General features: G+C 63.9%; 11 protein-coding genes. 6 read left to right on the forward strand and 5 right to left on the reverse strand.

The features are described from left to right. Positions 1-391: 391 nt before the first annotated feature. From SGRAN_RS05200 to SGRAN_RS05210, 3 genes are read right to left on the reverse strand one after another with little or no spacing between them, the layout of a single operon-like run. Positions 392-1,135: an SDR family oxidoreductase gene (locus tag SGRAN_RS05200; RefSeq protein ID WP_067181253.1), complete on the reverse strand. Its 744-nt coding sequence runs from the start codon at positions 1,133-1,135 to the stop codon at positions 392-394. A gap of 55 nt (positions 1,136-1,190) precedes the next feature. Then, the gene (locus SGRAN_RS05205; protein ID WP_067181256.1) at positions 1,191-2,108 is read right to left on the reverse strand and encodes an alpha/beta hydrolase; all 918 of its coding nucleotides are present in this window, start codon (positions 2,106-2,108) and stop codon (positions 1,191-1,193) included. Positions 2,109-2,118: 10 nt separating this feature from the next. After that, positions 2,119-2,922 carry an enoyl-CoA hydratase/isomerase family protein gene (locus tag SGRAN_RS05210; protein ID WP_067181259.1) on the reverse strand — a complete coding sequence of 268 codons (804 nt, stop codon included), beginning with the start codon at positions 2,920-2,922 and terminating at the stop codon, positions 2,119-2,121. Between SGRAN_RS05210 and SGRAN_RS05215 the strand changes: the two genes are divergently transcribed. From SGRAN_RS05215 to SGRAN_RS05230, 4 genes are all read left to right on the forward strand, one after another. After that, positions 2,915-3,799, forward strand: coding sequence for a TetR/AcrR family transcriptional regulator (locus SGRAN_RS05215; RefSeq protein WP_210434200.1), 885 nt, complete (start codon positions 2,915-2,917; stop codon positions 3,797-3,799). The genes SGRAN_RS05210 and SGRAN_RS05215 overlap by 8 nt on opposite strands. Positions 3,800-3,889: 90 nt before the next feature. Next, on the forward strand, positions 3,890-4,684 hold the full coding sequence (locus SGRAN_RS05220; protein WP_067181264.1) for an enoyl-CoA hydratase-related protein: 795 nt from the start codon (positions 3,890-3,892) through the stop codon (positions 4,682-4,684). Positions 4,685-4,695: 11 nt separating this feature from the next. After that, positions 4,696-5,859: an isovaleryl-CoA dehydrogenase gene (locus SGRAN_RS05225; RefSeq protein WP_067181266.1), complete on the forward strand. Its 1,164-nt coding sequence runs from the start codon at positions 4,696-4,698 to the stop codon at positions 5,857-5,859. Then, positions 5,856-6,596, forward strand: coding sequence for an SDR family NAD(P)-dependent oxidoreductase (locus tag SGRAN_RS05230; RefSeq protein WP_067181268.1), 741 nt, complete (start codon positions 5,856-5,858; stop codon positions 6,594-6,596). Before SGRAN_RS05225 ends, SGRAN_RS05230 begins: the two co-directional genes overlap by 4 nt. An 18-nt stretch (positions 6,597-6,614) precedes the next feature. Here the strand turns inward: SGRAN_RS05230 and SGRAN_RS05235 are convergent, their stop codons facing one another. Further along, on the reverse strand, positions 6,615-7,361 hold the full coding sequence (locus SGRAN_RS05235) for an SDR family NAD(P)-dependent oxidoreductase (protein WP_067181270.1): 747 nt from the start codon (positions 7,359-7,361) through the stop codon (positions 6,615-6,617). 302 nt (positions 7,362-7,663) lie between these two features. Here SGRAN_RS05235 and SGRAN_RS05240 point away from each other — a divergent pair, with 302 nt between their 5' ends. Next, positions 7,664-10,009, forward strand: coding sequence for a TonB-dependent receptor (locus tag SGRAN_RS05240; protein WP_067181272.1), 2,346 nt, complete (start codon positions 7,664-7,666; stop codon positions 10,007-10,009). 319 nt (positions 10,010-10,328) lie between these two features. Then, positions 10,329-11,477 carry an acyl-CoA dehydrogenase family protein gene (locus SGRAN_RS05245; protein ID WP_210434201.1) on the forward strand — a complete coding sequence of 383 codons (1,149 nt, stop codon included), beginning with the start codon at positions 10,329-10,331 and terminating at the stop codon, positions 11,475-11,477. A 216-nt stretch (positions 11,478-11,693) separates the two neighbouring features. On the opposite strand, the gene SGRAN_RS05250 is transcribed toward SGRAN_RS05245, so the two are convergent. Continuing rightward, entirely contained in the window at positions 11,694-12,299 is a 606-nt protein-coding gene (locus SGRAN_RS05250) for a TetR/AcrR family transcriptional regulator (RefSeq protein WP_067181275.1), read from the reverse strand. Positions 12,300-12,400 lie beyond the last annotated feature (101 nt).

Below are 12,400 nucleotides of genomic sequence, written 5' to 3' on the forward strand. Positions count from 1 at the left end.
CACTTTAAGGATTCGGCCGAAATGTTAGGGTTTTCCAGTACAGATGGATTAATCGGAACGTGACAAGTCGAACCAGCTTCGGACTGGCTTGGACGTTATTTGTTATTCGATTTCCTCCCTAGGCGGAAGCTATGCTCGACATCGCTCGTGCGGCCTGACTCACATTGGGCGCAGAACGCCTTATCGTCGAATCTCCGCCGACTCTTCGCTGTCGCGGTAGATATGGGGGCTGCATCAACGCGCTACCGCGTCGGTGTCAGGCCAACTGGTACGGCACTCGCTGCGCGCCGTGAACCTCAAAACAGATGTCTTCCGCTGACAATGATCTTCCCCTTCCTCCCGATCCGCCGACTTGGCGGGCCAGCGATTGTTGTCATTATCGCGAGACGTGTCATGTCAGGCGTGCGCCACCGTCGATTATCAACTCGATCCCGTTGACATAGGCATTGGTCATCAGAAACAGCGCGGCATCGGCGATTTCCGAGGGCTCCGCTGCTCGTCCGATTGGAATGTCGCGCGCGAGCGAGGCGAGGATGGTTTCTCCCTCGTCGCCAAATGTCTTCGACCACAACGCTGTCCGAGTATAGCCAGGACACAGTGCGTTGAAACGGAGCGGCGCCATGCTCACCGCGAGCGAGCGCGCAAGCGACTGCACCGCTCCACACGCGGCCGATGTCAATGCGGCGCCTTCCGGATACCAGGATGCAGTTCCCGACATGAAGGTTACCGAACCGTCGTGTCGCAGGCGGTCGGTGCAGTGACGCACGATGTGGACGCAACTCCAAAGCCGGCTGTCGTGAATCGCACGCAACTCATCGATCGCGGTCGTGCGGATATCATCGGGCGCGAAGGCTCCCGCGGTTGTGAAGAGGTGGTCTAGGGGGGGGAGGTTTGCGGACATCCTCGCAACGGCGTCTTCGGATGCGGCATCGCAGACGTGCGTTTGCACGTCCGGGCCGAGCTGCGCGCGGGCGGCCGCCAGCGACGCGCTCGTCCGCGCGGCGATGTGGACGTGCCCGCCCGCGGCGAGCACGGCCTGCGCCGTCGCCAGGCCGATTCCCGAAGATCCCCCGACGATCAGGACCGTCTGGCCGGACAATCGAAGATGGGACGCCGGTTCCGTCTTGCCGCTCATGCGAAGCCTGCCGATCGCGAGTGCCGGATGCCGCCGGCCCGTCGCATGCGTCGCATCATGGTTGCGGGGTCCAGAGGCTGCGGTTGAGCTGGCGGGTCATGAAGTCCGCCGCCGCCGCCGCCGCTTCGTCGATATATTCGATATAGGAAGTATAATGGTCGCCGGGGATGATCTTCAGTTCCTTCGGCCCCTTGATGCGGGCGAAGCCCGCGATGGCGATATCGGCCGGGGTCGTCATGTCGTCCTCGCCGATGACGAACTGGAACGGAGTCGTGCCGAGCGCCTCGAGATAGGGGGTCGGGTCATATTCGAGACACAGGTCAAGCGACTGGACGGTGCATTCGTTCTTCCAGTTCGCGGCACGATCGCCCCATGCATGGAAGAAAGCGTGGGTCCGCAGGCCGGGAAAGGCGTGCGGCACCGCCGGATCGTCCGAGCAGACCGCGATCATCGCTGGCGGTTCGCCGCGCGCCCAGCGGCGGCGCTCATCGTTGAGCATCTCGATGAAAGGCTTCCAGCCATTCATCGTCTCGGCAAGGCGCTGGATGTTCGCGAGGCCGGCCAGCATCGGCACCTGCGCACAGCCGGCCTTGACCCGGCTGTCGACGGCCGAGACGACGATGGCGTGCGCCCCCGAATAGCTGGTTCCCCAGATGCCGATGCGGCCGGGATCGATGCCGTCGAGCGTTTCGGCATAGCTGACCGCGGCGCGCGCATCGTGAATCTGTTCCCAGGGGTCGATATGGCCGCGGATTTCGCCGTCGCTTTCGCCGAGATTCCGCTGATCGTAGACGAGCGCCGCAACCCCCGCCTTCACCATATGCTCGGCAACGACATCGAGCGTCTGTTCCTTGACGCAGGACCAGCCGTGCGAAACGATGCAGATCGGAAACGGGCCGTCGCCTTCGGGCCGGTAAAGCCAGCCGCGCAAGGTCACGTCGCGCGCGCGGAACTCGACATTTGTTCGCATCATGCTCTCCATCCTATGAATTGGCTCGTATTGGGGCGGACCCTGCGCGGGCGAAGACAGGCGCGCGTTTCTCGAAAAAGGCCGCAACGCCTTCCTTGAAATCATGCCCGCCGGCGCAGGCCAGAAAGGCTCGCTTCTCGGCCGAAAGCTGCTCGCGAAGCGAGGTCTCCGCAGCGGCCCGGACGAGCGTCTTGGTTTCGGCGTTCGCCAAATGCGAATTCGCGACGAGGCGCTCCGCAAGCGCCCGCGTGCGCGCTTCCCGCTCGCCGTCGGCGACGATTTCGTTGACCAGTCCGAGGCGCAGCGCATCCTCGGCACCGATCGGGCCCGAGGCCAGCAGCAGCCCGAGGGCGCGCTGCCGACCGACGATCGCAGGCAGGTTATGGGTCAGCCCCCCGTCGGGCGTGGCGCCGAGCGTCGCATAAGCAAAGACGAAGCGCGTTTCGTCCGATGCCAGGACGAGATCGCAGGCGAGCATGATCGCCAGCCCACCGCCGGCGACCGCGCCGTGCACCGACGCGAGTATGAGGCAGGGGGTGCTGGCGAGCGCTTCCACAAAGGCGTTGAGCGACGACAATGTCGATCCGACCGTGGTCTGCACGACGGCATCGTCTCCGCGGAAGGCGTTGATGTCGCCGCCCGCCATGAAGGCCCGCCCTTCGCCCTGGAGAACGACCAGTCCCAATTCGCGATCGGACCGCAGCAGCGATGTCAGCTTGTCGAGTTCGGCTGCCATCGAGGCATCGAGCGCGTTGAGCGTCGCGGGATTGGAGAATGTGGCGAACAGCGTCCGGCCGACATGTTCCAGCTTGATCATCGATGCCTCTCCGTTCGATTTGCCTGATCATTGCGCAGCCCGCGTCAATGTTCAAGTTAAAATGAATGGCGGTTCACCATTTATCGAGCAAATCGAATCGTGGACAGGCGCCCCACATTTTCTTAAAAACGACCGACCAGATGAAAGGCACGGGATGAAGACGGCACGTCGGCGCAAGGACCAGGCGATTGAAACGGGGCGTAGCGGGGGCGAGTCGCCATCGAAGGCTGGCGGTGCCGACGACAGACCCTTGCCGCGACCCATGCGCAAGACCCAGAAATCGGTGACCCGGGCCGAGCGATCGGAGGAGATTGCGCGAACGATATTCGCCGCGGCCTTTCACGTCGTGGGGCGCGAAGGCTATGCCGAGGCGTCCGTCAGCAAGATCACGGCGCGGGCGAAGGTCGCGTCGGGAACCTTCTATAACTATTTCGAATCGCGCCAGGACCTTTTCGACCAGCTGCTGCCCACTTTGGGCGAGCAGTTGCTGGTCAGCATCCGGGCGGCTTGCGGAACCAGCACCGGCATCGAGCGCGAGCGCAGGCGGATCGCGGCCTATTTCGATTTCTGCCACGAAAACCCCGGCTTCCTGCGCATATTGAACGAAGCCGAGGTTTTCGCGCCCAAGGCCTTTGCGCAGCATTTCTCCAACCTGGCCGCGGGTTACGCGCGCGCGCTGCATCGCGGCCACGAGCGCGGCGAGATGCCCGAACTCTCCGAAGAGGAGATCGAGCCGATGATTTACATGCTGATGGGTGCGCGCAGCTATTTGACCTATTTGTGGCTCGCGACCCCGCCTGCGATGCGTCGCGCGCGCGCCGAAGAACTGGTCGACGCCTATGTGAAGCTGGCCGAGCGAGCGCTGTTCAAGGCCTGAACCGCTGCGCGATTGACAGAAGTGCCTCCATACGAATAATGAACCATGGTTCACGCTTCTTACTGGAGCGAAATTCTGGAAGGAGGCGGCATGGATTACGGCGACTACAGGTCGTTCACGGCGGAGCGGCGCGAGAGCGTGCTCATACTGCGAATCGCCACCGGAACCCCCCTCAACGCTGTCGACGAATCGCTTCATTCCGAGCTGGGCCGCATTTTCGTCGACGTCGCCGATGACGAGCGGACGCGCGCCGTCGTGCTCACCGGTTCGGACCGGGCATTCTGCGCCGGCGGCGACATGCTCTGGCTTCAGGGCTATATCGATCGGCCGCGCGATTTCGACCGCATGGCGCGGCACGGAAAGCGCATCATCTATACCCTGCTCGATTGTCCGAAGCCGATCGTCTCGGCGATCAGGGGGCCGGCCGTTGGGCTGGGGGCTTCGGTGGCGCTTCTGTGCGATATGATCTTCGCCTCGGAGAAGGCGGTCATCGCCGACCCCCATGTGAAGATCGGTTTCGTCGCGGGCGACGGCGGCGCGCTGATCTGGCCGCAGCTCATCGGTTTCGCGCGCGCCAAACATTATCTGATGACGGGCGACCCGATCGACGCGCGCGAGGCCGAGCGCATCGGCCTCATCAATTTCGTCTGTCCGGACGAGGAAGTCGAAGAGCGGGCCGTCGCCTATGCGATGCGGCTCGCGACCGGCGCGCGCAGCGCGATCGAAGGAACGAAGATGTCGATCAACGTCGCGCTGAAGCAACTGGCCCACAGTATCATGGAGACGTCGCTGTCGCTCGAGGCGGAATCGAACCGCTCCGCTGACCATCGGGAAGGCGTCGCGGCGTTTCGTGAAAAGCGCCGCCCGGTCTTCACCGGCGATTGAGGAGCAGCGACATGGGTTATCAGGACATGGATTTCGGGCTCGACGAGACGGCGATCGCGTTGCGTGAAACCGTGGCCCAGTTCGTCGACCGCGAAGTGATACCGATCGCCGACCAGATCGATCGCGACAATGAATTTCCGCGCCACCTGTGGAAAAAGATGGGGGCGCTCGGGCTGTTGGGCCTTACGGTCGAGGAGGAATATGGTGGGATCGGCCTCGGCTATCTCGAGCATGTGCTGGTGACGGAGGAACTGGCGCGTGGCTCGGCTTCGGTCAGCATGTCCTATGGCGCCCATTCGAATTTGTGCGTCAACCAGATTCGCCGCTGGGGCTCCCACGAACAGAAGCGACGGTTCCTGCCCGCGCTGATCGCGGGCGACCATGTCGGCGCGCTGGCGATGTCCGAGGCGAGCGCCGGGTCGGACGTCGTTTCGATGCGTTTGCGGGCGACACCGGTCGAGGGCGGATATCGTCTGACCGGCACCAAGATGTGGATCACCAACGGTCCCGACGCGGATGTATTGGTTGTCTATGCGAAGACGACGCCCGAGGCCGCCCAGCGCGGGATCACGGCCTTCATCGTCGAACGGGGCATGGAAGGATTTTCGACTTCGCCGAAGCTCGACAAGTTCGGCATGCGCGGATCGAACACCTGCGAACTCGTCTTCGACGATTGTTTCGTGCCCGAGGCGAATGTGCTCGGCCCCGTCGACGGCGGCGTCGCGGTGCTGATGAGCGGCCTCGATTCGGAGCGGATCGTCATGGCCGCGGGGCCGTGCGGCATCATGCGCGCCGCGATGGACGTAGCGCTGCCCTATGTGCACCAGCGCGAGCAGTTCGGGGCGCCGATCGGCACCTTCCAGTTGATGCAGGGCAAGCTTGCCGACATGTTCACCGCGATGAACAGTTGTCGTGCCTATGTCTATGCGGTGGCGCGTGCGCTCGATCAGGGCCGGCCGTCGCGCAAGGAAGCGGCGTCGGCGATCCTGCTCGCGGCGGAAAAGGCGACCTGGATGGCCCTCGAGAGCATGCAGATATTGGGCGGCAACGGCTATATCAACGAAACCAGTCCCGGGCGCCTGGTCCGCGATGCCAAAATCTATGAGATCGGGGCCGGCACGAGCGAAATCCGGCGGATGCTGATCGGGCGGGAACTGTACAGGGAAAGCGCATGATCGATCTTCTGGCCGGCAAGCGGATTCTCGTCACGGGCGGCGCGAGCGGGATCGGGGCTGCCGCCGCGCGGATCGCCGCCGAAACGGCCGGGACGGTCATCGTCGCGGATCGCGATGAAGCGGGCGCGCGGCAGGTGGCCGGCTCGCTTCCGGGCGACGGGCACCGGGCGCTGGCGATCGATGTGGCGTCGGCGGCCAGTGTCGAAGCGGCTTTCCGGACGATCGGGGAGGGGGGCGATGCCCTCGACGCGCTGATCCACTGCGCGGGCATCTGGAAATTCGGGCACGATGGCGCGATCGACCGCGTCGACGATGCCGTCTGGGCCGAAACGATCGCGGTCAATCTGACCGGCACCTTCCTGGTATGCCGCGCGGCGGTGCCGCTGCTCGAACGCAGCGCCGCCGCGGCGATCGTGACCGTCGCGTCGGTGGCCGCATTGGCGGGGTTTCAGCGCACGACGGCCTATGCCGCAAGCAAGGGCGGGATCGTCGCGCTCAGCCGCGTCATGGCGCTCGACCTTGCCGGCAGGGGCATTCGCGCCAATTGCCTGTGTCCGGGGGTCGTGGAAACCGAACTGACGCGCGCCGCCCTGTCGCGCGGCGGCCCCGATCTGCCGATCGGACGTCTGGGGACGCCCGAGGATATTGCGCGAACGGCGGTGTTCCTGGCTTCCGACTGGGCGGCCTTCACCACGGGAACCGTTCAGGTGGTCGATGGGGGCTTCGTCGCGACCTGACGGAAGCCTGTCCCTTCCTCATTGCTCGACGATCGTCTTGCCGACGGTATGGCCGCCGTCCATGACGAACTCCGCCCCGGTGCAATAGGCGCCCTCGTCGGACGCCAGGAACAGGACGAGCGACGCCATTTCGCCGGGTTCGGCGTAGCGCGGCAGCGGTTGATCGGCGGCCGGCGGAACGCCCTCGGTCATCGCGGTGCGGATGAAGCCGGGGTGGACCGAGTTGACCCGGATCTTCGACGGGCCGAACTCGATCGCGGCGCTCTTCGTCATGCCGCGCACCGCCCATTTGCTCGCGACATAGGGCATGATCCCCCAATAGCCGATCAGTCCCGCGGTGCTGGAAAAGTTGATCATCGCGCCGCCGCCCGCCTTTTCCATCGAGGCGAGAACATGTTTCATGCCCAGGAACACGCCGGTCTGGTTGACCTCGATCGTTTCGCGATAATCGGCCTCCGACGTGTCGCGGATCGGGGTGTTCCACTTGATGATGCCCGCATTGTTCACGAGGACGGAGACCGGGCCGTACCGCGCCTCTGCCTCGGTGACGACCGCATCCCATTGCCGGGCGGACCGGACATCATGCCGCATCAGATAGAGGCTGCCGCCATGCTCGACGGTGCCAGGCTCGCGGTCCGCGAACTGCACGTCGGTGCCGACGACCGAGGCGCCTTCCGCGGCCAGCCGCTCCGCGACCGCCCGGCCGATGCCGCGCCCGGCGCCGGTGACGATGGCGACTTTTCCCGCTGCTCTTTTGCCTGACACGAATCCGTCTCCTTTGAATTCCGGGGGCGAGGGGAAGCGGGCCGGGCAGGGGGCGCCGGCGGATCGGCTGCCCTTGTCAGCCCAACTCGACCATAGCTTTGTGAACGAAGATTCAGGTAATATAATTGCCTCTCAAGCTCCTGTTCTATGCGAGGTTCAGTCAGCAATTCAAGCGAATATTCCCAGAAAATACGTAGAAACTACTATCGATATGACAGAAGAAGAATCAACTTGATGAACGACGATTCATTTGTCATTATATGTCCTCAGACCAGAGAGGATTCGACAGGGAGAGGGCGAAGATGCGTATCGGGAAATATCTGCTCGGGGTCAGCATGGCGTCGATCCTGCTGGCTTCGCATGCGCAGGCGGGCGCGGTCGCGTCGGCGCCGAATGACGCGGCGCCTTCGCAGGACGATGCTAACGAGATCATCGTCACGGCGAACAAGCGGTCGCAGGCGCTGAACGATGTCGGCCTCGCCATCACGGCGATCGGCGGCGACAGCCTCGAGCGCCGGAAGGTTTCGTCGCTCAGCGACCTTGCCCAGAACGTCCCCGGCCTCTCGTTCACGCCGAGCACCAACAGCACGCCGGTCTATACGCTGCGTGGCATCGGCTTCTACGAAACCTCGCTCGCCGCCTATCCGACGGTGAGCGTCTATCTCGGCGAAGCGCCGCTTCCCTTTCCGGTCATGACGACGCTGACCAATTTCGACCTCGATCGCGTCGAGGTCCTGAAGGGGCCGCAGGGAACGCTGTTCGGCAACAATGCGACAGGCGGTGCCATCAACTATATCGCCGCGAAGCCGCAGGCCGCGTTCGGCGTCGGCGGCAGCCTGAGCTATGCCCGGTTCAACGACGTTCGCGCGGAGGCCTATGTCACCGGCGCGCTTTCCCCGACGCTGAACGGGCGGCTCGCGGTGGTCACGCAGCAGAGCGACGGCTGGCAGCGCAGCATGACGCGGCCGCGCGACAACAATGGCGCGACGCATAGCGTCGCCGGGCGCCTGCTCCTCGACTGGGAGCCGTCGAGCGATCTCCGCATCCAGCTCAACATCAACGGCTCGTCGGATCATAGCCAGCCGATGGCGGCGCAATATTCCGCGTTCCGCGAGCAGTTCCCCGGTTCGGTCAACCGGTCGCTGCTCGAATCGCAGATCCCCGCGCCGCGCGATCCGCGCGTGGCCGACTGGAGCGACCTATTCCGCCCTTCGGCGCGCAACTGGCTCGCGCAGGGCATATTGCGCGCCGATCTGGAACTCGGCAACGGCGTCACCCTGACCTCCCTCACCTCGTACACGCACTATGATCACGACCAGGTCGTCGATGGCGACGGCCTTGCGCTCAGCGTCGTCGACTTCATCTCGAACGCGGGCAATATCGACAGCTTCTCGCAGGAACTGCGCGTCGCGAACGATCCGGCGGCGGATTTCCGCTGGCTGCTCGGGGCCAATTACGCGCGTGACGTCGTGTTCGAGGACAATCTCATCGACTATAAGGACACGACCGCATTCGATACCTTCGGGGGAGTGTCGGTGTCGGGCTATGACAGCCGGCAGACGATGAACAATTACGCGGTGTTCGCGAACCTCGAGTTCGACGTCGTGCCGACCGTCACGATCAAGGGCGGCGCGCGCTATACCCAGGCCGACCGTCACGCCAACATCTGCGCCTATGATCCCTATGTCGTCTACGATCCGCGGTCGAACGGCTCGCAGGGACAATTCGCGGCCTTCATCACGGCAACGTCGACGGCGCTCAGCGGCAGCACGACGCCGCTGATCGGCCCCTATCAATGCTATCAGCTCAACGCCCAGTTCAAGCCCGAACGGACGATCCGCGATCTCGACGAGGACAATCTCTCCTATCGCGTCGGCATCGACTGGAAACCTTCGCGCGACCTCATCGTCTATGCGAACGTCGCAAAGGGCTACAAGGCCGGGAGCTTCCCGACGCTGGCCGGCACGTTCGACACGTCGTTCAACCCGGTCACCCAGGAATCGGTGCTGTCGCTCGAAGGCGGCATCAAGGCGACGCTCGCCGACCGGCTGCTCTCGATCGACGCCGCGCTGTTCCATTACGACTATCGGAACAAGCAGCTTCGCTCGAAGCTCAACGATCCCGTGATCGGCGTCCTCGACGCGCTCGTGAACATCCCCAAATCATCGGTCATCGGCTTCGAAGTCGCCGCAACGCTCCGGCCATCGCGCGAATTGTCGATCGGCGGAGCCCTGACCTATCTCGATGCGACGATCGACCGGTTCACCGGCGTCAATGCCGCCGGCGTGAATCAGGACTTCGATGGCTTCCGGGTCCCCTACACGCCGAAGTGGCAATATGGGATCAACGCCGACTACATCGCGCCGCTGTCCGATCGTCTCAACGGTTTTGCCGGGGTCCAGTGGAACCACCGGTCTGGCACGAACGCCGTCATCGGCGACCCGGCCCTGTTCGCGCTGCCGTCCCATGGGCTGCTCGATTTCCAGCTGGGCGTGGAAGCCGACGACCAGCGTTGGCGCGCCTTCGTCTGGGGCAAGAATGTGACCAACGAATTCTACCTGACCCACGTCCAGCAGTCCTACGACGCGGTTGCGCGTTACGCCGGCCGCCCGGCGACCTACGGCGTCACCGTCTCGTTCAAATATTGACGGTATCGGCTCGCGATGATCGGTGCCGGCCGGCGCGTTAACGCATCGCCGGCGCTGATCTCGTCGCCATGGCGACAAATGCGCCGGGCGCCACCGGCGCTGCACGCGTCAAGCTTAGTGCCCCAAGAGGGCGCGATCATCATCCCGTTCCGCCTCCGGATGCCGATCCCGCCGGTCCGTGCCGGCCGCATTCGATCGGCCGGCCGGTCGTCGTTCGATTCCCGATAGATTGACGTGCAAAAAAATTCTTCTAAATAGTCATTAGAATTAGTAGCGACACGGGCCGGCTTGAACATGCGGCCGCAGGGATGAGGGAAGAATGCAAATGTTCGAAAATTATTCGTCCCACTGGATGGATGGCGACCTCGAACAGTTCGAGGCGGTGGTCGCGCGCTTCTTTCGCGAACAGGTCGAGCCGAACGACCTGAAATGGCGCGAAGCGAAGCGAACGGGGCGGGACGTGTGGCGCAAGGCAGGCGAACTGGGGATCATCCTGCCCGACGTGCCCGAACAATATGGGGGATCGGGTGGCACGCCGGCCCATATGGCGGTTGTCATCCGCGAGCAGGCGCGCGTCGGCGATGCCGCGTTCGGTGTGATGCTCAGCCACATCGTAGGACACTATATCCTCGCTTTCGGTACCGAAGCGCAGAAGCTCCGCTGGTTGCCCGGTATCGCGAGCGGCGAGGTTATCTGCTCGATCGCGATGACCGAGCCCGGCACCGGGTCGGATTTGCAGGCCATCCGCTGCCGTGCCGACCGGGCCGGAGACGCCTATGTCGTCAATGGCGCAAAGACCTTTATCACGAACGGCCAGCAGAGCGATTTCGTCCTGGTCGTCGCGCGGACGGGCGCCGAGGGGGCGAAGGGGATTTCCCTGATCCTCGTCGAGACCGCCACGCCCGGATTCCGGCGCGGGAAATGCCTCGACAAGATCGGCATAGAAGGCGCCGATACGTCGGAAATGTATTTCGACGATTGTACCGTGCCGGCGGACAATGTGCTGGGAGGCGTCGAGGGGCAGGGCTTTTACCAACTGATGGGGCAGCTTCCCCATGAGCGGGCGGCGATCGCGATCTCCGCGCAGGGCGCGATGGAGCGGGCACTGGCGCTGACGCTGGATTATGTGAAGGAGCGCAAGGCGTTCGGCAAGGCGATCGTCGATTTCCAGAACACGCGCTTCGAGCTCGCCGACATCAAGGCCACCGTGCTGGCGTGCCGGACCTTCTGCGATCATGTGATCGAGAAATGGGTCGACGGGACGCTCGATTCCGCTCTCGCCTCGATGGCGAAATTCTGGCTCACCGACCGGCAGGTCGAAGTCATCGACCGCTGCCTGCAGTTTTTCGGCGGCTATGGCTATATGCGCGAATATCCGATCGCCCGCATGTACACCGATGCCCGCGTGCAACGCATCTATGGCGGCGCCAACGAGATCCAGCGCGAGCTGGTGGGGCGGTCGCTGTAGCGTCCAAGGCCGGCCGAGGGACTCCGGCAGGATCGGTGACGATCCCTTTTTCGGCAAGGAATCGTTCTCCGGCAAAAGCGGGGTCCATGCGGGGCCGCGCTACGCCATCTGGACCCCGGCTTTCGCCGGGGAACAAACCCTTACCTGTCTGAGGAGCATATAGGCCGGCAGGCTCGGGGCTGCCGCAACGCGCATCCCCTTGAATCGGCCAAGACCTCAGGCGGTAAGACCGCGCAGAAAGATGGCGAGGAAGTCGTCCGCGACCTGACTGGGCGCGCGCGATCCCGGGCGGTACCATCGGACGATGCCGTTGAACGCGCCGAACAGGATGCGGCTTATATCCTTCTGGTCCGCATCGCGGAGCGTTCCGTCCGCGATGCCGGCCGCGATCATGGATTGCACCGCTTCGTGAAGCTCGCGCTGTCCGACCCTGGTTCGTATCTGGGCGGGCTCGGCCAGTTCCGTGATGTTGAGCCGGACGAAGAACCGTCCGAAATCATCGCAGATGATCTCCGCATAGCGGCGGAAGAAGGCGACGATCTGTTCCCGGCCCGTCTGGTGCCGCTGCGCGCTTTCGACCGCCTCGTTGAATTGCTCGGCCGCCTTGTCCGAACATTGGGTTGCCAGTTCGTCCTTGCTGCGCGCGTAATAATAAAGGGCGGCGCGGGTGATATCGAGCGCATCCGCGATATCCTCCAGCGTCGCATGCCGAAACCCCTTCTCGGCAAAGACGCGCGCGGCGGCGCGGATGACCTCGTCGTGCCGGTCGAAGAATTTCTGCTTTCGCGGGCGCGGCGGCCGTTTTGCAGAGACTGCGTCCATCTTTCGTCCTTCGTTACGGTCGCAGGCGCGCGGTGAGTGGCAATGACAAACGTCGGGCCCGGGATGCCCGCCGGTGCCGCCTCTTAATCCGACCCTGCGAA

The organism is Sphingopyxis granuli (assembly GCF_001559015.1).
GTDB classification, from domain to species: domain Bacteria; phylum Pseudomonadota; class Alphaproteobacteria; order Sphingomonadales; family Sphingomonadaceae; genus Sphingopyxis; species Sphingopyxis granuli.

What these genes read in the sequence shown, in the direction of transcription:
- SGRAN_RS05200 (WP_067181253.1), bottom strand. Translation starts at nt 1,135, where the DNA reads ATGAGCGGCAAGACGGAACCGGCGTCCCATCTTCGATTGTCCGGCCAG.
- SGRAN_RS05205 (WP_067181256.1), bottom strand. Translation starts at nt 2,108, where the DNA reads ATGATGCGAACAAATGTCGAGTTCCGCGCGCGCGACGTGACCTTGCGC.
- SGRAN_RS05210 (WP_067181259.1), bottom strand. Translation starts at nt 2,922, where the DNA reads ATGATCAAGCTGGAACATGTCGGCCGGACGCTGTTCGCCACATTCTCC.
- SGRAN_RS05220 (WP_067181264.1), top strand. Translation starts at nt 3,890, where the DNA reads ATGGATTACGGCGACTACAGGTCGTTCACGGCGGAGCGGCGCGAGAGC.
- SGRAN_RS05225 (WP_067181266.1), top strand. Translation starts at nt 4,696, where the DNA reads ATGGGTTATCAGGACATGGATTTCGGGCTCGACGAGACGGCGATCGCG.
- SGRAN_RS05230 (WP_067181268.1), top strand. Translation starts at nt 5,856, where the DNA reads ATGATCGATCTTCTGGCCGGCAAGCGGATTCTCGTCACGGGCGGCGCG.
- SGRAN_RS05240 (WP_067181272.1), top strand. Translation starts at nt 7,664, where the DNA reads ATGCGTATCGGGAAATATCTGCTCGGGGTCAGCATGGCGTCGATCCTG.
- SGRAN_RS05245 (WP_210434201.1), top strand. Translation starts at nt 10,329, where the DNA reads ATGCAAATGTTCGAAAATTATTCGTCCCACTGGATGGATGGCGACCTC.
- SGRAN_RS05250 (WP_067181275.1), bottom strand. Translation starts at nt 12,299, where the DNA reads ATGGACGCAGTCTCTGCAAAACGGCCGCCGCGCCCGCGAAAGCAGAAA.